Source organism: Acidaminococcus sp. HCP3S3_H5 (assembly GCF_052122235.1).
GTDB lineage: Bacteria > Bacillota > Negativicutes > Acidaminococcales > Acidaminococcaceae > Acidaminococcus.
The window spans coordinates 1-17,959 of the sequence record NZ_JBQKCS010000006.1; the positions used below are offsets into that span (position 1 = coordinate 1).

The following is a 17,959-nucleotide window of genomic DNA, read 5'->3' on the forward strand; positions in this document are numbered from 1 at the left end:
GCGATAGCTAAGGGGATCCACCTGTTCCCATGCCGAACACAGCAGTTAAGCCCTTATACGCCGAAAGTACTCGACTGGAAACGGTCCGGGAGGATAGGGAGCTGCCGGTTAAGAGAAAAGGCCTGCATCGAAAGATGCAGGCCTTTTTGTCGCGGGTCGCGGGCTGTGAGTCACGGCCCACGACTGGGGTTGTGAATATTTCACAACCCCTTATCCATTCTGGATTTTTTTCATATATTCCAGCAGTTTGTTGGTAAAATCTTCCAGGTATCTGGGCCTTACCTGGGCTTTCAGCCGGAGAATGCTGGAGCGCATGGTGTGGGTCTCACCGGCTATGTAGAAGGCCAGCAGGGGGTCTTCCTGATCCTTCTGGACTTCCCGGATCAGAGGATAGGCCAGCACATCATTGCAGAAGGTGGCTGTATGGCCCAGCCGGCACAGCTGGATCTGGGTGCTGATGTCGCTGATGGAAATGGGCTGGGGGCAGTCCAGATGATTTTCCCGAAGCCAGCTCTGGACCAGTTCCAGCAGGGTGCTGTGTTCCCGATTGCCGATCAGGGGAAAAGGCTTGAATTCCTGAAGGGAGATGGTATTTCCTGTTTTCCAGTTTTCCGGGGAGAAGGTACCCAGATGATACTGGCGGAAAAAAGAAAGGGTGCCCACTACCATCAGTTTCTCTTTGCCAATCAGCTTCTCTTCCAGGAAGGGATCAGAAGGTGCATCCAGCCCCAACACCAGATCCAGCTGCTGGGTTTTCATCAGTTGGATATGTTGGACTGTATCCCCCAGGGTGATGGAAATGTGGACTTGTGGATAAGTCCCGTGGAATGTTTCCAGAAAACGGGGCAGCAGGAGACGGGCCCGGGAGGTACTGATCCCCAGGCGGATCTCCCCGATTTCTCCCGCCTCGATTTCCTGGATCCGATGGCCCAGGCTTTCTTCCAGGTGCTGGATCTGCCGGAGGGTGCTGACCATGGCTTTTCCTGATTCCGTCAGCTGGAGATGCCTGCCCCGGAGGAACAGTTTCGTATGGAGCTGTTTTTCCAGTTTGCTGATATGCTCGCTGAGACACTGCTGGGTTACAAAGGCCCGTTTGGCTGCCTTGGTGAAATTCATCTCTTCCGCCGCCAGCAGAAACATTTTTTGCGCCAATTCCATGGGACCGCCTCCTTTTTCTGTATTATACTACAATCTCCAGCTTGTAATAACACTGAAATCTATTTGTTTTTCTTTGTATAAGTTTCGTCGTATACTGTAGTCACAAAGAGAAAACAAACCAATCTGCAGGAAAACAAGGGAAGGGAGAGATCCGTATGGAAAAGAAAGTTTTTACGATGTGGGAAATGAATCTGGGCTTCCGTCCCAAGGATTTCCAGAGCGTATGGGGGGCCGTAATCCAGAAGAACAGTCCGAAGCAGTTCTGCCCCAAGGTAAAGGCAGCCAGACAAGGGCGTGGGCCTGTGGATTTTGAATCCAGTGCCTGGTCGGTATAAAAGAAAAAGAAGAGGAGCCGTTGCCTATGGGACGGCTCCTTTTATGTTATAATAATCCCATTATACAGGAGGTGAAGATATGGGCCGTCGGGTGCTTTGGGTTTTGCTGGTGGTGTTGCTGGGGTTCATCTGGGGGCACTCTCTCCAGAATGGGACAGCTTCCCAGGCCGAGAGCCAGTCGGTGCTCCATCTGGCCCTGGCCCGGTGGGGCAGTCTGCCGGGGATGGGGTATCTGAATTTCTACACCATCCGGAAACTGGCCCATCTGACGGAATTCACTGCCCTGGGCATGGTGCTGACCGGCCTTACAGGACGGGGCCTTCCGGCGCTGCTTCTGGGAGCTGCGGCAGGGGCCGTGGACGAATGCCTCCAGCTGTTCAGCCCGGGCCGCAGTGCCCAGGTGTCGGATGTGCTGCTGGATACCCTGGGAGTGTTTGTGGGTATCCTGGCAGTACAGCTGCTGTGCCGGCTGTGGGAAGAGAAATAATAAGGAAACCGAAGGAGAATGATATGACAAGACTGGAACAGCTGAGCCGGGAACTGGTGGATGTGGTGGTGAACCTGGGGTATCCGGCGGAACTGGGAGAACTGATGGCCCAGAACCTGGGGACGGAGAGCACCGTGGAACGGATGACCCAGTACCTGATCCACGTCCAGCCCCCTACGGCAGAAGAAATGGTGGACGAAATGCTGGCCATCTGCGAAGAACGGGATAAATGGGTCCAGAAGAAAAAGAATGAGTATTACAACCGGAAAGTGAACGAATGGATCAATCGGTGAGAGGGGGCTGTTGCATAGGCAACAGCCCCTTGACATCTCTCCCTTTTCCGACTATGATATACACATTAATTACTAGTAAAATAATATGAATTAAAAGGGAGCGATGAGATGTTGGGAAAAGGTAAGATCCGTTTGTTTTTGACGGGATTGGTTGCGGCAGCCCTTTTGGCGGCCGGATGCGGAGGCAGCGGTGCCGACAAGAAAAGCGCCGACAGCGGCAAGCCCATCAAGATCGGGGCTACGGCCGGGCCTCATGCGGATGTGGTCCATGCGGTGGCGGAAGAAGCCAAGAAGCAGGGGCTGAACGTGGAAGTGGTGGAATTCTCCGATTACATCACTCCGGACAAAGCCCTGGCAGAAGGGGACCTGGATCTGAACAGCTATCAGCATGCGCCCTTCCTGGCCAACTTCAACAAGCAGAACGGTACCAAGCTGGTGCCCATCGGGAACACCATCCTGATGCGGATGGGCATCTACAGTGACAAGATCCATGATCTGAAAGATGTGCCGGACGGCGCCACGGTGGCTATCCCCAACGATCCCACCAACGGAGGACGGGGCCTGGCACTCCTGGAAAAAGCCGGCCTGATCAAACTGAAGGAAGGGGTCGGTTTCAAGGCTACCGTAAACGATGTGGTGGACAACCCCAAGAACCTGAAGTTCAAGGAACTGGAAGCGGCCCAGCTGCCCCGGAGCCTGGCGGATGTGGACCTGGCAGTGATCACCATGAACTATGTTATGAGCTCCGGTATGGACGTGAAGAAACAGGGGCTGTTCTGGGAAAAGGATGATGAACCTCTGGCCGTGATGGTACTGGTAGCCCGGGAAAAGGACAAGGAAAAGGCGGAATACAAAAAAATCGCCGAAATCTTCCATTCCGAAGCGGTGAAGAAGTTCATCGAAGAAAAATTCAAAGGGACGATTGTACCAGCGAAATGAAAACAGGGGGTGCTGCATATGCAGCACCCCCTGTTCGTGACCCAAAAAGAGGCTGTTGCATTTGCAACAGCCTCTTTTATCATTTCAATAATGGTGCCGAAGGCCGGACTCGAACCGGCACGCTTTTAGGGCGCTTGATTTTGAGTCAAGTGCGTCTGCCAATTCCGCCACTTCGGCAAGCGTGATGGGTATCACAATAAAATTATTTTAGCATGGGGTTGGAACCATTGTCAAGAGAAAAAAGGGCTTTACTTTCCCTGGTCCGTGTCCACCAGGGTTTCAGCTCCCAGACGGACGGGGCCGCCGATGGTGAGGGAAATGATTTCTCCGTCTTTCCAGTCGGCCTCAATATCGATCCGGCCTCCTGGTTCCTGGAGGGTGGCGGCCAGGGACCGTTTCTGACGATGGGCCAGGGCGGCAGCCACAGCAGCAGATCCGCTGCCGCAGCTTTTTTCGTGGTACAAGGTACCGGTAGCGGATACATAGACAATGGGGATCACTTTCAAGGTGCTGATTTCCACCAGCATCAGCCCATAGGCTTCCGGTTCCGTTCCCCGGGAAATTTCCCGCTGGAGAGAATAGAACAGCTGGTCCTGGTCCACTTCGTCCACATTCAGGGTAAAATACACATAATGGGTGATCCCGGGCAGGACCACTTCCTGGCATTCCACACTTTCCCGTTCATAAGAAAGACGAATCTTCCCAATGGACAAAGGGGGCGGCAGCTGAACTGTGGCATCGTAGAGATTTTCCCGGATCTTTTTGGCAGAAACCGGGAGGGGAGTGGGACAGCCGCTGCAGGTGACCTGATATTCTCCTTCTTTCTTCCCCTGGTAGAAGAGGGCACAGGCACCGGCAGAACGGGTGGCATTTCCGCAGAATTCCCCACCCATCATCTCCACCTGGGGCTGGTCTTCCTTAAAGGAAAGACACCCTACCTGCTCCACAGAAGGGTCAAGGGCCAGCAGCTGCCGGTTCAGTTCTTTACGGTTTTCCTGAGGGACCGGATCCAGCACATACAAGGTTATGTTGCCGCTGGGATCGGCCTGAATGGTACGGACTTTCATAGCAACTTCCTTTCTTGGAAAAGAACCATTTATACAACGAATTCTTAAAATACTCTCATAATTAAATCCTATATTTTATATTATAGCGATTTGCCCTGTATTATACAAGGGAAAAAGCGGACTTTTGAGTAATTTCTGAAAACAACAAGGCGGGAGGTTTTTGTGTTAGAATAAGGAATGTGTTTTTTGCCAATCTACTTTAATGATACAGGAGGTTTCATTGTTGCATTACCGTAAATCTTTATGGAGTTGGCTCTGTGCCGGACTGTCCCTGCTGCTTCCCCTGGGAGCCCAGGCTTCGGTCCAGGATCTGGCCTGGCAGGATGGGGTGCCGGCCTATGAGGAAGTAAAAGGGACCATTACCCATGACGGTCCCAAACTGATTTTTTCCGACAGCCCGGAAATGGTGGGAAAAATCGGGATCATGTACCGGGATACGGTGGAGGGGCCGGTGCGGCTTTTCTTTCATCATGTAAACGACACCCGTACGGACAAACGGCTGGCGGTGCTGCTCCGGCGGACTACCTTGCGGCCCAGCCTGGTTAACTTGGGGAAGAACGGAATCTCCCGTCCCAATGAGGACTGGCTGGAAGCCGGGAAGGAAGCCCAGGAACGGTATTACAGTTCCACCCCCAACGGCCGGAAATTCTTCCTCAGCGGGCCCCGGGATATCCTGAACAACGGGAAGGGGTACATTCTCCATCCTCAGGAACTGGTCACCGGGATTGTGGATCTGAATTTTGAAAGACCGGTGGAAGTTTCCTTTATCATGATGCCGGTGGATGCGGATCCAAGGGTATCTGCGGAAGTCTATTCCATCCTGCCCCCTGATGAAGGAGGCCATGTGCTCCGGGGTACTTTTGAAGGGGCCAATGTCCATGTGACCCTGCAGGATGCTTTTGATACGGATAAGGGAACCATCTGGGGCCTGGAACTGGCAGACGACAACAAGGATCCCTATGTACGGGGCATCGATGTGACCCGGAATGAACCGGTGGTCAACTATGGGAACTACGGGGTCATGTACGACGTGAATTTCCGGACCCGGGGCAAGAATGATGCTCAGCTCCGGTTCAATCCCTATGGGGGCGCCTATGCTGGGTTTGGAGTACTTACCGCTCAGGGGGAAACTGCCCGGTACATCCGGATCCCGGATAACCGGCTGTCCTTTGGCTGGAACCATGACGGGGAAACCATGAAACTGGGGACGGTACCGGCAGGGAAAAGCGCTTCCTTCTACTTCTCTCCCCCCGGTTCTTCCAATCTTCCGGTGAGGATTTTCTGGGAAGGGAAGCATGATTCTCAGGTACAGAAGAAATCCGGACGGGTGCGGACGGCAGAACAGATCCTGGCAGAACGGTTGGCCCGGAAGGAACAGAACAAAACACAGACTAAAAGAAAATAATTATTAAAAACCCTTGACTATTTTCTAGGTTTGTTGTACTATATGGGTGTCAGGAAATGACAATGAAAAAAAGGGTACAAGACAGTTCCCCGGAAGGGGGAACAACAGAAAAAAAGGAGGATTTGACAATGGCTGAATTGAAAGGTTCTCAGACTGAAAAAAACTTATGGACTGCGTTTGCAGGTGAATCCCAGGCTTACAATAAATACGGGTATTATGCCAGTGTAGCAAAGAAGGAAGGGTACGAACGGGTAGCCAAGAACTTCCTGGAAACTTCCGGCAACGAAAAGGAACATGCCAAGATCTGGTTCAAGGCTCTCCATGGTGGCTCCATCCCTGATACGGTGGAAAACCTGAAGGATGCAGCAGCCGGCGAAAACTACGAATGGACTGAAATGTACAAGGAATTCGCAGAAACCGCTGAAAAAGAAGGCTTCAAGGATCTGGCTTACAAGTTCAAAGCCGTGGGCGCCATTGAAAAGCACCATGAAGAACGGTACAGAGCTCTGCTGAAGAAAGTGGAAGATGGCACCATGTTCCAGCGCAGCGAAAAGACCGTGTGGATCTGCTCCAACTGCGGCCATATCGTGGAAGCGGAAAAAGCACCGGAAGTATGCCCGGTCTGCGCTCATCCCAAATCCTATTTCATGGTTAACTGTGAATGCTTCTGAGCCTGAAAAAAGCCCCCGGGAAGGGGGCTTTTTTTTATGCTCAGTGATTGGTCAGGCCAAGCTCTTTCAGCATTTCCATATCGTCTTTGATGGTGGTGCCGCTGGTGGTGAGCATGTTGCCGGTAATGGAAGCGGAGGCTCCGGCCAGGAGGGCAGTGGCTCCGTTTTTGGGCAGCAGCTTCCGGCCGGCAGCCAGACGGATATTGGCGGTGGGGTTGATGAACCGGAAGATGGCAATGGTCCGGAGGATGTCTTCTGCAGGCAGGGGCTTCCGGCCTTCCATACCGGTGCCGGGAATGGCCATCAGGGCGTTGATGGGAATGGATTCGATCCCCAGGCTCTGGAGGGTAAAGGCCATGTCCAGCCGGTCCTGCCAGGTTTCGCCCATGCCGATGATGCCGCCGGAGCATACGCACATGCCTTCCGCCTGGGCAGCTTTGATGGTGCGGATCCGGTCGTCAAAGGTGTGGCTGGTGCAGATCTGGGGGAAGTACCGCCGGGAGGTTTCGATGTTGTGGTGGTAACTGGTGACCCCGGCTTCCCGGAGACGGCGGAACTGTTCCCGGCTGATGATGCCGTGGGAGGCACACAGGTCGATGGTCAGGTCCTTTTTCATGGCTTTGTAGATATCCAGGGCCTTTTCAAAATCCTTCCCGGTAAGAGCCCGTCCGGAAGTGACCATGGCGAACCGGTTGGCACCGGCATCCTGGTCGGCTTTGGCGGTTTTCATCACTTCTTCTTTGGACAGGAACCCGTATTCTTCACAGCCTGTATGGTGGCAGGCGGCCTGGGCACAGTATTTGCAGTTTTCCCCGCAGCGGCCGCTCCGGGCGTTGATGATGGTGCAGAAATCCACATGGTTGCCGCAGAAGTGCTTCTGGAGCCGTCCGGCTTCCTGCTGGAGTTCGGCCAGGTCCTGGGTCAGAAGGTCCTGGACTTCCGGGTCTTCCGGTTTCAGCCGGTACCCGTCCATGATCCGGTCGGTCAGTTCGCGCAGTGCTTCTATCTTCAATGATCTCATCCCTTCTGGTATAATATGCTTATCATTATAAAGAATGAGAATTTTGCGGTCAACTTTTTTAAATAAGAGGTTAACGCAAAATAAAAACAAAGGAGGAAGAATCATGGAACTGCTGTTTATCTATATGGACGGGTGCCCTTACTGCAAACTGGCCGGGGAGGTACTGGAAGGTCTGTATGCCAGCCATCCGGAATACAAAAAGATCCCCCTGGTGAAGGTGAACGAAAACCGGGAACCGGAAAAACTGAAGGGCCGGAAGTACTACTACGTGCCCACTTTCTTCTATGGAGAAGAAAAAATCTACGAGGCCCAGCCGGGAGATGGCCGGGAAAAGATGGAAAAGATTTTGGGAGATTTTTTCAAAAAGGCTGTCGATTGATGAAAATGAGGTGCTGCCCAGGCAGCACCTCATTTTCATTCCATCAATATTTTCCTGCATGTTTCATTTTTCAGGATCATTTTCAGCAGCAGAGTTCCCAGGACGGTGACGCTGAGGAATTCTCCTGCACCGATGTAGATCATGGCGGCCCCCAGGGACAGATCCGGGGGCAGGGCGGCCAGCACGTCCAGCTCTGCCCCGATTACCACTCCGTTGCTGATCACCGGGCACAGGGAAGCCAGCAGGGGACTTTTCAGCCTGTGCATGGGCCAGATCCCCAGGAAGGTGGCCAGGGTTCCCAGGACCATGTCCGGCAGGCCGAAGGGACTCCCCAGGTTGGCCAGGAAGCAGCCGGCGGTGAGCCCGGGGATCCATTTCCTACTGCAGAAGGCCAGCAGGGTGAGACATTCGGATACCCGCACCTGGACAGGCCCATAGCTGAAAGGGGCCAGGCCCAGGGTCAGGGCTGCATAGATGGCGGCCAGGAGGGCATTCCGCAGGAGCCAGACCGGAGGGTTCACTGGTCTTCTCCCAGGGCACGGGCCTTCAGTTCCCGGTATTTCCGGGAACTGAAGGGCTTCAGCTGGGACTCCCGGTGGTCATAGCCATAGGCCCGTTTGGAAATGGCCAGGATGGGGGGAGCCTGGATCCGCTTGGCCACAGCCAGACCGCAGAACAGTTTCCACCACCGTTCCAGGTCGGCAATAAAGGACCGGGCATCCGGGAACAGCTCCGCCACCAGTCCCTTTTCACAGCCCAGGTGTTCTTCCAGGGTGCCTTCCAGGTACCAGGTCAGCAGTTCTTCCGGAGAGGTCTTGGTCCAGCTTTCCACAAAGGCCTGGAGCAGGTAATCGTGGTAGGGATACACCAGAGGGTCCCCGCCGTTGCCTACGGTCTGGGCAGCGGACAGTTCCGCACTGGGTTTGATCCGGAAGATTTCTTCCGGGATCACTTCCCGCCGGAACACTTCCTCATTGAGGTACCGGCCCAGGGCATAGACCTGGTGTTTCCACAGGTCCCCGATGAGTGCCAGTACCCCGGCAATGTCCCCGTAGAAAGTGGCATAGCCCACGGTCATTTCCGCCTTGTTGGAGTTGCAGGAGAAACCGCCGCCGAACAGGGAAGCCAGACCGGCCAGTACCCGGGCGCCCCGGTCCCGGGCCTGGATGTTTTCCGCTGCAAAGGGGGTGACTTTCAGATGGAAGTCCTCCCCGGAGGTGTAATCGTGGATGGGCGTACTGTTGAACTGGAGGATGGTCTTTTCCACCACTTCCTGGATGGGGAGGATGGCGTAATTGGCCCCCAGGGCTTCCGCCATTTTCTGGGCCAGGCTCTTGGTCAGTTCCGAGTTGAACTGGCTGGGCATGTTCACCAGCAGCACGTTTTCCGGTCCCAAAATGTCCACGTAGAAAGCGGCGGTAACGGCAGAATCGATGCCCCCGGACACCCCGATGGTCATTTTCCGGATCCCCAGCTGGTCTAGGAACCGGGAAGCCCCGTACCGGAGGGACTGATAGATTTCCTGGGCGTCGGAAAGGGAGGGCTGGAGTCCCCGTTCCCCCTGGAGCTCCCCGGTGTCCGGGTTCCACCGGCTTATCAGCAGGTCTTCCTGGAAGGCAGGCGAATCGGTGATCATCCGGCCCCTGGCATCGTACATGCAGCTGCAGCCGTCGTAGGTGAACACGTCTTTCCCGTTGTTCTGGATCCCCACATTGTTGCAGTAAACCAGGGGAATGCCTCCCTGCCGGGACTGGCGGACGAACAGATCGTGGCGCTTCCGGTTCTTGTGGAAGGTATAGGGGGAACAGGACAGGTTGCAGAGGATCTGGGCTCCGTTCTTTTCCAGCAGTTCCGGCACATTATAATGGTAGTTTTCCGTCCAGCCGTCTTCGCACAGGAGCACTCCCAGCTTCAGTTCCCGGCCCCGGATGGTGACGGCCACCGGCTTTACCAGGTCTTCCATGGTGACCTGGCCACCCAGTTCCGGCAGCAGTTTGGCGGTGCTGTGGAAGTACCGGCTGTCGTCGAATTCCCGGTAGTCAGGAAGGGAGGTTTTGCTGATGAAAGGATAAGGCAGTCCCCCCTGGAGCAGCTTTCCGTCCTGGGCCACAAAGGCGGCGTTGTATTTCCGCACCCGGCCGTCTTCGTTGACCTTGGCCGGATCGGCAGCGATGTTCCCGAAAATCACGCACAGGCCCTGGCTGGCGGCGATGATCTCTTTGCCCCAGGCTTCACAGTCCCGGATAAAGGCGCTCTGTTCCCACAGATCTCCCAGCAGATAGCCTGGAACCATCAGCTCCGGCAGGAGCAGGATGTCCACCTGATTTTCCCGGGCGCTGGCTATGGCCTGGAGGGCTTTCCGGGTGTTGGCTTCCGGATTGCCCGGTTCGATTTGGATTTGTGCACAAGCAATTTTTACGTCCATTTGTCTCTCGCTCCATAAATTGATATAATGAACAGAACTAAACTGCTTCCATTATAGCAAAAGGGGACCGGATAGGAAAGGCGGACCCTGGGGGAAGGCTGAAATGCGAACAAAGAAAATATTTGACTGGTAAATGTTGCGTATATACAGCTCTTATGCTATGATACGAGGTGCGATATGCAGAAAGTAGGGGGGACTATGTTATACATTAGTACAAGAGGGAAAACTGATATGGTGAGCTCCGCTCACGCCATTTCCAATGGCCTGGCTGCTGACGGGGGACTGTTCGTGCCCAAGGAATTTCCGCCCATCAGCATGGCGGAAATCGATGCCATGCGGGAAGCACCCTACAGTGCCCGGGCACTGACGGTGCTGGCCCGGTTCCTGACAGACTACAGTGAAGAGGAACTGAGACACTGTGTGGAAACGGCCTACAGCAAGGAACGGTTCGGGGATTTCCCGGCTCCGCTGCACCTGCTGAAAGACAACCTGGACGTACTGGAACTGTGGCATGGCCCTACTTGTGCGTTTAAAGACATGGCCCTGCAGATCCTGCCCCTGTTCCTGACCAAGGCGGTCCAGAAGACCGGGGAACAGAAGAAACTGGTGATCCTGGTGGCTACTTCCGGGGATACGGGGAAAGCGGCCATGGCCGGGTTTGCCGATGTGCCGGAAACGGAAGTCATCGTATTCTATCCCCAGGAAGGGGTCAGCGACATCCAGAAGCTCCAGATGGTGACCCAGAAAGGGGCCAATGTCCATGCGGTGGCGGTGGAAGGGAACTTCGATGACGCCCAGACCGGGGTAAAGATCCTGTTCGGCAGCCGGCCTCTGGCAGAAGAACTCCAGGCCCACGGCTGTGCCTTCTCTTCGGCCAACTCCATCAACTGGGGACGGCTGGTGCCCCAGATCGTGTACTATTTCAGCGCCTATGCGGATGCGGTGAACAGCGGCCGGATCGAAAACGGCGCACCGGTGAACTTCGCCGTGCCCACCGGGAATTTTGGGGACATCCTGGCCGGGTTCTATGCCAAACTGATGGGGCTGCCGGTGAACAAGTTCATCTGCGCCTCCAACAGCAACAATGTGCTGACAGACTTTATCAACACCGGGGTATACAACCGGAAGCGCCCCTTCCACAAGACCATTTCTCCTTCCATGGATATCCTGGTTTCCAGCAACCTGGAACGGCTGCTGTTTGAAGAAACCGGCCATGATGCGGCCCAGGTGGCGGAATGGATGAAGGAACTGAACGAAAAAGGCGAATACAAGATCAGTACTGAACTCCAGAACCAGATCCTGAAGGACTTCTTCGGCACCTGGGTGGACGAAGTGGAAACCCGGGAAACCATCGGGGATGTGTACAACAACTACGGCTATGTAATGGATCCTCATACGGCAGTGGCCTACAAGGCCATGGAAAAATACCGGCTGATGACCGGGGACGAAACCTACAGCATCGTCCTGAGCACCGCCAGCCCCTTCAAGTTCAATGATGTGGTCCTGGCTTCCATCGATCCGGATACCTACGAAGGGAAAAAGCTGGATCCCTTTGTGGCCATGGAAGACCTGAGCAAGGCGGCCAAGCTGCCCATCCCTGCCAGCATGCAGGAACTGCCCCATCTCCAGAAACGCCAGAGCGACGTGGTGGACAAGACCCAGATGGAAGGGGAAGTGAAGAAGCTGTTGGGGCTGGAATAAAGAATGACATAAAAGGGACCCGTCAGGGTCCTTTTTATTATACCTTTTATAAGGAGAAATCTATGGATAAGTGTAACTTTTGTGTCAGTTTGACTTAAAAAAGTACAGTTCCCGGCTTATTTTTTCTTGTAAAATATGATATGATAGAGGGCATGTAGAATGATCGAATTTCATTGATTCAAAGGGGAGCAAGAAATGGAAGTCACTGTTATTACGAATATCAGACGGAAAGTGCTGACCATGCTGTCGAAAATGGCCTATGACGGGAATCTGCCGGACCATGTGTATGATGTGCTGCAGATCGTCAACGAAAACACCCCCCGGACCCGGTGCTGTGTCCACAAGGAACGGGCGGTGCTGAAGGAACGGATCTGTGTGGCCCTGGGTGTGTACGAGGACATGAACATCATCGACGCCGCCAACAAGGCCACCACGGAACCGGTGGACCGGACCCAGCATGTAATTGCCGTGCTGCCGGAAGCCTGCTCTGCCTGCCCGGTGAACAAGTACATGATCACCGACGTGTGCCGCCGCTGTCTGACCCACCGGTGCATGAACGGTTGCCCCAAGAAGGCTATTTCCGTATACCAGGGCCGTGCCCATATCGACTATGACATGTGCATCGAATGCGGCAACTGCAAACGGGCCTGCCCCTACGGCGCTGTAGTGGAAATCGCCCGTCCCTGTGAAAATGCCTGCAAGGTCCATGCCCTCCATACCGGCAAGAACAAAAAAGCGGAAATCGACAAGAACATCTGCGTGGAATGCGGTGCCTGCCGGGGTGCCTGCCCCTTCGGCGCCATCGAGGAACGGAGCCATATCGTCCAATTGATTCAGGCCATCAAGAGCGGCAAGGAAGTGGTGGCTCTCCTGGCTCCTTCCTTTGTGGGCCAGTTTGGTTTGAAGGTACAGCCGGGGCAGATTGTGAAGGCCTGTCAGGAACTGGGCTTTGCTTCTGTGAAGGAAGTGGCCCTGGGTGCGGACATGACCACCATTTCCGAAGCGGAAGAATTCCTGGAAAAGGTGCCCACCGGCAAACAGAAAATCATGACCAGTTCCTGTTGCCCGGCCTTTGTGGCTACAGTAAAGCGCCATGCCCCGGGTTTGGCGGACTGCATTTCCGATGCGGTGTCTCCCATGGTGGCCCGGAGCAAGCTGGAAAAGTACGCCCATCCTGGTGCCCTCACCTGCTTCATCGGTCCCTGCATCGCCAAAAAGGTGGAAGCCCGGGAACATCCGGACGAAATCGACTTTGTGCTGACCTTCGAAGAACTGAAGTGCATGATGGACAGCCAGGGCATCGACCCGGCAGCCTGCGAAGTGGCTCCGTTCCATCCTGCTTCTTCCGCTGACGGGTGCAGCTTCCCTCAGGCGGCAGGGGTAAGCAACGCTGTGAAGGACTATATCCGGGACAACCATCCGGAAGTGGATGTGGAATCTCTGAAGACCCTGTACTGCAACGGGCTGGATGAATGTCTGGGGGCCCTGAAGGATGTGGAAGCCGGGAAACTGGATCTCCAGTATCTGGAAGGGATGGCCTGCCAGAAAGGCTGCCTCAACGGACCGGGGGCTCTGACGGAACCGGGCCTCACCCGGGTGCTGCTGAAACGGTTTGCAGGCACCACCCAGGCGGACAGTGCCGGGAAAATCGATAAAGCCATGGACGGCGTGAAGAACGTGGACATGGAACGGGTATATTTGCGCAAATAAACAGAGTGTGATAAAATAGCCGGGTATGAGTACGTTGAAAACAGGGCTCCATACCCGGCGTTTTCGAATTTAGGTAGGAGGAAGTTAACATGTCAGGACATTCCAAGTGGGCAAATATCAAATTCAAAAAGGGAAAGGCTGATGCCCTCCGTGGGAAGATCACCACGAAGATCGGCCGGGAAATCACCATTGCAGTACGCATGGGCGGTCCTGATCCTACTGGCAATATGAGACTGAAACTGGCTTTGTCCAAGGCCAAAGCCAACAACATCCCCAAGGACAATATCAAACGGGCCATCGCCAAAGGCCAGGGTGCCACCGAAGGCTCCAACTACGAACAGATCACCTACGAAGGCTACGGCCCGGCCGGGGTGGCCATTATGGTCAGCGCTCTGACGGACAACCGGAACCGGACGGCTGCCGATGTGCGCCACGTGTTCTCCAAAGGCGGGAACATGGGGGAATCCGGCTGCGTGGGCTGGATGTTCAAGAACAAAGGCGTGTTCACTGTGGAAAAGGAAGGGGCTCCTTCTGAAGACGAAGTGATGGAAGTGGCACTGGATGCCGGTGCGGAAGACATGGAAACTACCGACGACGCCTATGTGATCACCACCGCTCCGGAAGATTATGATGCCGTGGAAAAGGCTCTGGCCGACCACAACATCGAAGTGGCCATGAGCGAACTGTCCCTGATTCCGGACAACACTGTGGCAGTCACCGGGGAAGATGCAGAAAAAGTCCAGAACATGATTGATGCCTTCAACGATCTGGACGACGTGCAGGACGTTTATACGAACGCTGACCTGCCTGAGGAAGAATAAGGGGGAAGCTGCCTCACAGCCATCCCAGGAATGAATACGGCCGGCCAGCTGGGGAAGGGCTTCCCCGGAGGCCGGCTTTTTGACCCTAAGGAGGGAAACAGGATATGCTGGCATTGGGTATCGACCCGGGAACGGCAATCTGCGGCTACGGGCTGGTGCGGCTGGAACGGAGCCGGCTGATCCCGGTCCACTATGGGGCCGTTTTTACCGACAAGGACATGCTGCCGGAGCGGCGGCTGAATAAAATCTATGAAGAACTGACGGATCTGATCGACCGGTTCCATCCGGATTTCATGTCCGTGGAAAAACTGTTTTTCAACCGGAATGTGACCACGGCCATTGCAGTGGGAGAGGCCCGGGGGGTTATCCTGCTCACAGCGGCCCGGGCGGGCATCCCGGTATACGGCTATACCCCCATCCAGGTGAAGCAGGCCATCACCGGGACCGGACGGGCCAACAAGGAACAGGTGACTTATATGGTGCAGAAACTGCTCCATATCGAGGAAAAACCCAAACCGGATGATGTGGCCGATGCCCTGGCCATCGGGATCACAGGGCTGAACTTCATCCGGGAACAGGAAATGCGGGAGAGAATGCGATGATTGGATTCATTACCGGACGGGTGGACCATATTGGAACGAATTTCTGTCTGGTGGACACCCAGGGGGTGGGCTACCGGATCTTCCTGAATACCGGGGATCTGTCCCGGATCCAGGTGGACCAGAAGGTGAAGATCTACACCTATCTGTCCGTACGGGAGGATGCCCTCCAGCTGTTCGGCTTCCTGTCCTACGACGCCTATTCCCTGTTCACCCAGCTGATCACCGTCAGCGGCATCGGCCCCAAGGTGGCCCAGGGGATCCTGTCAGCGGCCAAGGTGGATGCCTTCTATCTGGCGGTGAAGAACCGGGACCTGAAGTTTTTGACCAAGCTGCCGGGGATCGGAAAGAAAACCGCAGAACGGCTGCTGCTGGAATTAAAGGACATGACCGGACCGGAAGGGCTGGAAGAAGAGGAAACGGGGGAAGGCTTTGACGGGGAATTCCCGGAAGACGACACCACCACCCTGGGGGCTGTGGCCGAAGGGCTCAGCTATCTGGGGTATACCCAGGGAGAGATTGCCCAGGTGCTGAAGAAACTGAAAATCACTGCTGACAGCAGGGCAGAGGACCTTCTGAAGGAGGCTCTGCGCCTTTTGGCCAGGAGGAGTTAAATGGAAGATACCAATCGCGTGATTGCCGGGCACGAGCAGGAACAGGACGGCTGGCAGTACAGCCTGCGTCCCCGGCGGCTGGCGGAATACATCGGCCAGTCCAAAGTGAAAAAGAATATGGAGATTTTCATCCAGGCGGCCCTGAAACGGAAGGAAGCTCTGGACCATGTGCTGCTCTATGGGCCTCCGGGCCTGGGGAAGACCACCCTGGCCAACATCATCGCCAATGAGCTGAACGTGAACATCCGGATCACCAGCGGTCCGGCCCTGGAGCGCCAGGGGGACCTGGCGGCCATCCTCACCAATCTCAGCGACAGCGATGTACTGTTCATCGATGAAATCCACCGGCTGCCTAAAACCGTGGAGGAAATCCTCTATTCCGCCATGGAAGACTATGCCCTGGACATTATCATCGGCAAGGGGCCGGCAGCCCGGAGCGTCCGGCTGGATCTGCCCCGGTTCACCCTGATCGGGGCCACCACCCGGATGGGATCCATTGCGGCTCCGCTGCGGGACCGGTTCGGGGTGATCTGCCACCTGGAATTCTACACTCCGGAAGAACTCCAGATCATTGTGGAACGGGCGGCGGAAATTTTGAAAGTGACCATCGATCCGGAAGGGGCCTATGAAATCGGACGCCGGAGCCGGGGCACTCCCCGGGTGGCCAACCGGCTGCTGAAACGGGTCCGGGACTTTGCGGAAGTGGGGGGCCACGACACCATTACCCGGGACGTGTGCCGGGATGCCATGAAGCGGCTGGAAATCGACGATTTGGGCCTGGACCAGAACGACCGGCGGCTGCTGAAGAAGCTGGTGAAGGATTTCGGCGGACGGCCGGTGGGGGTGGATACCCTGGCAGCTTCCCTCAACGAGGAGACTGAGACCCTGGAAGATGTGTATGAACCCTATCTGATGCAGCTGGGGATGCTCCAGCGGACACCCAAGGGACGGCAGGCCACCCTGGCCGCCTACCAGTATCTGGGAGTGCCCTATCCCACGGAGGACGGAAGCAAATGAAAGGGAAACGGACCCTTTTCCTGACGGCCTTCTTCCTGCTGCTGATCCACGCTGTGGTCCTGGCGGCAGGGGGAGGACCCCGGCTTCGGGTGGGACTGGCGGTGAACCAGTTTTCAGCCCAAGTGAGTTCTGCCGGGAAAATCAAAGTGGTGGATGCCGGCGGCCGGACCACGGTGTTGAATCCGGGGAACCATTTCATCAGCGTAAAGAACGGCTCCCTGTATGCGGACCAGAAAAAGCTGTCCGGCAGTCAGGTGTCCCTTGTGGCGGCGGATGCCAAAAATCCCCTGCTGGTGAACCGGAAAAAGTACCGGGGCGCCCTGACGGTGCTCCTGAACAGCGGGAAAAAGAACCTGAATGTGGTGAATACCCTGCCCCTGGAGCAGTATCTCTATGGGGTGGTGGCCAAGGAAGTGCTGCCCCTGTGGCCGGACGAAGCCATCAAGGCCCAGGCAGTGGCGGCCCGGAGCTTTGCCCTGTACAGTATGGACAACGGGAAGTATCCCAATTTCGACATCCGGGCCAACGAACTGGGCCAGGTGTATGGAGGCCTTTCCGCGGAACACGCCAACACCTCCAAACTGGTGGATGCCACCAGCGGCATGGCGGCCCTTTATGACGGGGCTCCCATCCAGGCGGTGTTCCACAGCAGCGGAGGCGGTTATACGGAAGCGGCCAGTGCCGTGTGGGGGAAGGACATCCCCTATCTCCAGGCGGTGCCGGATTACGACCAGGATTCCCCCAAATATGCCTGGACCAGGACCTTTACCAAGGCCCAGCTGACCCGGCTCCTGAGCCAGGGAGGCTACGAACTGGGGGACCTTCAGGGAATCCGGCTGTCTGCCCGGACGCCAGCTCCCATGCGCTGGACCCCGGACCGGGGTGTTTCCGGACGGGTGAAGCGGCTGACCTTTGTGGGGTCGAAAAAAAACGTTACCCTTACCGGCACCCAGGTCCGGTCCCTGCTGGATCTGAACAGCACGCTGTTTGATGTGCAGATCGGCCTGGAACGGCCCAAAGAACTGGACGTGACCATCACCAACGGCTATGGATATCCCATCGGAAAAAAGACCATCCCCATCGGGGACGGAAAAAAGGATGTGCCGGACGGAGCCAGTGTGGGAGACATGCGGTTGTTTTCCAATGTGGAGGGAGAAAAGGTGAGCTTCATCGGCAACGGGTTCGGCCACGGGGTCGGCCTGAGCCAGTGGGGCGCCCGGGGCATGGCCCTCCAGAAGGAAAAAAAGAACAATTACAAGACTATCCTGTCCCATTATTATCGGGGTATAACGATAAAACAGGTTTATTAGGAGAGAA

The 17,959-nt window shown here is 55.6% G+C and carries 19 protein-coding genes, 1 tRNA gene and 1 rRNA gene; 15 read left to right on the top strand and 6 right to left on the bottom strand.

The window, feature by feature from the left end; translation table 11 throughout:
* Positions 1-110, top strand: a 5S ribosomal RNA gene (rrf, locus tag ACTQY5_RS07985); the annotation flags it as partial.
* Positions 111-210: 100 nt separating this feature from the next.
* Here rrf and ACTQY5_RS07990 read toward each other — a convergent pair.
* Positions 211-1,158 carry a LysR substrate-binding domain-containing protein gene (locus tag ACTQY5_RS07990; protein WP_441369051.1) on the bottom strand — a complete coding sequence of 316 codons (948 nt, stop codon included), beginning with the start codon at positions 1,156-1,158 and terminating at the stop codon, positions 211-213.
* 155 nt (positions 1,159-1,313) lie between these two features.
* On the opposite strand from ACTQY5_RS07990, the gene ACTQY5_RS07995 reads away from it, so the two are divergent.
* From ACTQY5_RS07995 to ACTQY5_RS08010, 4 genes are all read left to right on the top strand, one after another.
* Complete coding sequence (locus ACTQY5_RS07995) at positions 1,314-1,493, top strand: hypothetical protein (protein WP_441369052.1); 180 nt, start codon at positions 1,314-1,316, stop codon at positions 1,491-1,493.
* Between the two features lie 79 nt (positions 1,494-1,572).
* Entirely contained in the window at positions 1,573-1,980 is a 408-nt protein-coding gene (locus ACTQY5_RS08000) for a VanZ family protein (RefSeq protein WP_022487434.1), read from the top strand.
* A gap of 23 nt (positions 1,981-2,003) precedes the next feature.
* Positions 2,004-2,273, top strand: a complete 270-nt coding sequence (locus ACTQY5_RS08005; RefSeq protein ID WP_022487435.1) for a hypothetical protein — start codon at positions 2,004-2,006, stop codon at positions 2,271-2,273.
* A gap of 108 nt (positions 2,274-2,381) precedes the next feature.
* Positions 2,382-3,212: a MetQ/NlpA family ABC transporter substrate-binding protein gene (locus ACTQY5_RS08010; RefSeq protein ID WP_441369053.1), complete on the top strand. Its 831-nt coding sequence runs from the start codon at positions 2,382-2,384 to the stop codon at positions 3,210-3,212.
* 91 nt (positions 3,213-3,303) lie between these two features.
* On the opposite strand, the gene ACTQY5_RS08015 is transcribed toward ACTQY5_RS08010, so the two are convergent.
* Positions 3,304-3,389: transfer RNA gene (locus ACTQY5_RS08015), tRNA-Leu, on the bottom strand.
* A gap of 71 nt (positions 3,390-3,460) precedes the next feature.
* Entirely contained in the window at positions 3,461-4,279 is an 819-nt protein-coding gene (locus ACTQY5_RS08020; protein ID WP_022487431.1) for a hypothetical protein, read from the bottom strand.
* Positions 4,280-4,502: 223 nt separating this feature from the next.
* Between ACTQY5_RS08020 and ACTQY5_RS08025 the strand changes: the two genes are divergently transcribed.
* Entirely contained in the window at positions 4,503-5,684 is a 1,182-nt protein-coding gene (locus ACTQY5_RS08025) for a copper amine oxidase (RefSeq protein WP_154488426.1), read from the top strand.
* A gap of 128 nt (positions 5,685-5,812) precedes the next feature.
* Positions 5,813-6,355 (top strand): rubrerythrin, encoded by a 543-nt coding sequence (rbr, locus tag ACTQY5_RS08030; protein ID WP_022487429.1) that lies wholly within the window; start codon positions 5,813-5,815, stop codon positions 6,353-6,355.
* A 40-nt stretch (positions 6,356-6,395) separates the two neighbouring features.
* Here rbr and bioB read toward each other — a convergent pair whose 3' ends face one another.
* A complete protein-coding gene (gene bioB, locus ACTQY5_RS08035) occupies positions 6,396-7,376 on the bottom strand; it encodes a biotin synthase BioB (RefSeq protein ID WP_229778500.1) in 981 nt (326 codons plus the stop codon).
* Positions 7,377-7,479: 103 nt separating this feature from the next.
* On the opposite strand from bioB, the gene ACTQY5_RS08040 reads away from it, so the two are divergent.
* The gene (locus ACTQY5_RS08040; protein WP_022487427.1) at positions 7,480-7,755 is read left to right on the top strand and encodes a hypothetical protein; all 276 of its coding nucleotides are present in this window, start codon (positions 7,480-7,482) and stop codon (positions 7,753-7,755) included.
* Between the two features lie 35 nt (positions 7,756-7,790).
* Here ACTQY5_RS08040 and ACTQY5_RS08045 read toward each other — a convergent pair whose 3' ends face one another.
* Entirely contained in the window at positions 7,791-8,276 is a 486-nt protein-coding gene (locus ACTQY5_RS08045; RefSeq protein ID WP_022487426.1) for a QueT transporter family protein, read from the bottom strand.
* Positions 8,273-10,180 carry an NAD(+) synthase gene (gene nadE, locus ACTQY5_RS08050; RefSeq protein WP_022487425.1) on the bottom strand — a complete coding sequence of 636 codons (1,908 nt, stop codon included), beginning with the start codon at positions 10,178-10,180 and terminating at the stop codon, positions 8,273-8,275. Before nadE ends, ACTQY5_RS08045 begins: the two co-directional genes overlap by 4 nt.
* Positions 10,181-10,378: 198 nt before the next feature.
* Between nadE and thrC the strand changes: the two genes are divergently transcribed.
* The 7 genes from thrC to ACTQY5_RS08085 all read left to right on the top strand — a co-directional run bounded on the left by thrC (position 10,379) and on the right by ACTQY5_RS08085 (position 17,952).
* Positions 10,379-11,881: a threonine synthase gene (gene thrC, locus ACTQY5_RS08055; protein ID WP_441369054.1), complete on the top strand. Its 1,503-nt coding sequence runs from the start codon at positions 10,379-10,381 to the stop codon at positions 11,879-11,881.
* Positions 11,882-12,076: 195 nt separating this feature from the next.
* The gene (locus ACTQY5_RS08060) at positions 12,077-13,591 is read left to right on the top strand and encodes a 4Fe-4S dicluster domain-containing protein (protein WP_022487422.1); all 1,515 of its coding nucleotides are present in this window, start codon (positions 12,077-12,079) and stop codon (positions 13,589-13,591) included.
* An 89-nt stretch (positions 13,592-13,680) separates the two neighbouring features.
* Positions 13,681-14,412: a YebC/PmpR family DNA-binding transcriptional regulator gene (locus tag ACTQY5_RS08065; protein ID WP_022487421.1), complete on the top strand. Its 732-nt coding sequence runs from the start codon at positions 13,681-13,683 to the stop codon at positions 14,410-14,412.
* Positions 14,413-14,516: 104 nt separating this feature from the next.
* Complete coding sequence (gene ruvC, locus ACTQY5_RS08070; RefSeq protein ID WP_441369055.1) at positions 14,517-15,014, top strand: crossover junction endodeoxyribonuclease RuvC; 498 nt, start codon at positions 14,517-14,519, stop codon at positions 15,012-15,014.
* Positions 15,011-15,625 carry a Holliday junction branch migration protein RuvA gene (ruvA, locus tag ACTQY5_RS08075; protein ID WP_279127347.1) on the top strand — a complete coding sequence of 205 codons (615 nt, stop codon included), beginning with the start codon at positions 15,011-15,013 and terminating at the stop codon, positions 15,623-15,625. Before ruvC ends, ruvA begins: the two co-directional genes overlap by 4 nt.
* Positions 15,626-16,642: a Holliday junction branch migration DNA helicase RuvB gene (gene ruvB / locus ACTQY5_RS08080; RefSeq protein ID WP_154488420.1), complete on the top strand. Its 1,017-nt coding sequence runs from the start codon at positions 15,626-15,628 to the stop codon at positions 16,640-16,642.
* Entirely contained in the window at positions 16,639-17,952 is a 1,314-nt protein-coding gene (locus ACTQY5_RS08085; RefSeq protein WP_154488419.1) for a SpoIID/LytB domain-containing protein, read from the top strand. Before ruvB ends, ACTQY5_RS08085 begins: the two co-directional genes overlap by 4 nt.
* Positions 17,953-17,959: the final 7 nt, after the last annotated feature.

Bases quoted from the DNA above. Each gene is read 5' to 3' on its own strand.
- ACTQY5_RS07990 (WP_441369051.1), bottom strand. From the start codon at position 1,158: ATGGAATTGGCGCAAAAAATGTTTCTGCTGGCGGCGGAAGAGATGAAT.
- ACTQY5_RS07995 (WP_441369052.1), top strand. From the start codon at position 1,314: ATGGAAAAGAAAGTTTTTACGATGTGGGAAATGAATCTGGGCTTCCGT.
- ACTQY5_RS08000 (WP_022487434.1), top strand. From the start codon at position 1,573: ATGGGCCGTCGGGTGCTTTGGGTTTTGCTGGTGGTGTTGCTGGGGTTC.
- ACTQY5_RS08005 (WP_022487435.1), top strand. From the start codon at position 2,004: ATGACAAGACTGGAACAGCTGAGCCGGGAACTGGTGGATGTGGTGGTG.
- ACTQY5_RS08010 (WP_441369053.1), top strand. From the start codon at position 2,382: ATGTTGGGAAAAGGTAAGATCCGTTTGTTTTTGACGGGATTGGTTGCG.
- ACTQY5_RS08020 (WP_022487431.1), bottom strand. From the start codon at position 4,279: ATGAAAGTCCGTACCATTCAGGCCGATCCCAGCGGCAACATAACCTTG.
- rbr (WP_022487429.1), top strand. From the start codon at position 5,813: ATGGCTGAATTGAAAGGTTCTCAGACTGAAAAAAACTTATGGACTGCG.
- bioB (WP_229778500.1), bottom strand. From the start codon at position 7,376: ATGAGATCATTGAAGATAGAAGCACTGCGCGAACTGACCGACCGGATC.
- ACTQY5_RS08040 (WP_022487427.1), top strand. From the start codon at position 7,480: ATGGAACTGCTGTTTATCTATATGGACGGGTGCCCTTACTGCAAACTG.
- nadE (WP_022487425.1), bottom strand. From the start codon at position 10,180: ATGGACGTAAAAATTGCTTGTGCACAAATCCAAATCGAACCGGGCAAT.
- thrC (WP_441369054.1), top strand. From the start codon at position 10,379: ATGTTATACATTAGTACAAGAGGGAAAACTGATATGGTGAGCTCCGCT.
- ACTQY5_RS08060 (WP_022487422.1), top strand. From the start codon at position 12,077: ATGGAAGTCACTGTTATTACGAATATCAGACGGAAAGTGCTGACCATG.
- ACTQY5_RS08065 (WP_022487421.1), top strand. From the start codon at position 13,681: ATGTCAGGACATTCCAAGTGGGCAAATATCAAATTCAAAAAGGGAAAG.
- ruvC (WP_441369055.1), top strand. From the start codon at position 14,517: ATGCTGGCATTGGGTATCGACCCGGGAACGGCAATCTGCGGCTACGGG.
- ruvA (WP_279127347.1), top strand. From the start codon at position 15,011: ATGATTGGATTCATTACCGGACGGGTGGACCATATTGGAACGAATTTC.
- ruvB (WP_154488420.1), top strand. From the start codon at position 15,626: ATGGAAGATACCAATCGCGTGATTGCCGGGCACGAGCAGGAACAGGAC.
- ACTQY5_RS08085 (WP_154488419.1), top strand. From the start codon at position 16,639: ATGAAAGGGAAACGGACCCTTTTCCTGACGGCCTTCTTCCTGCTGCTG.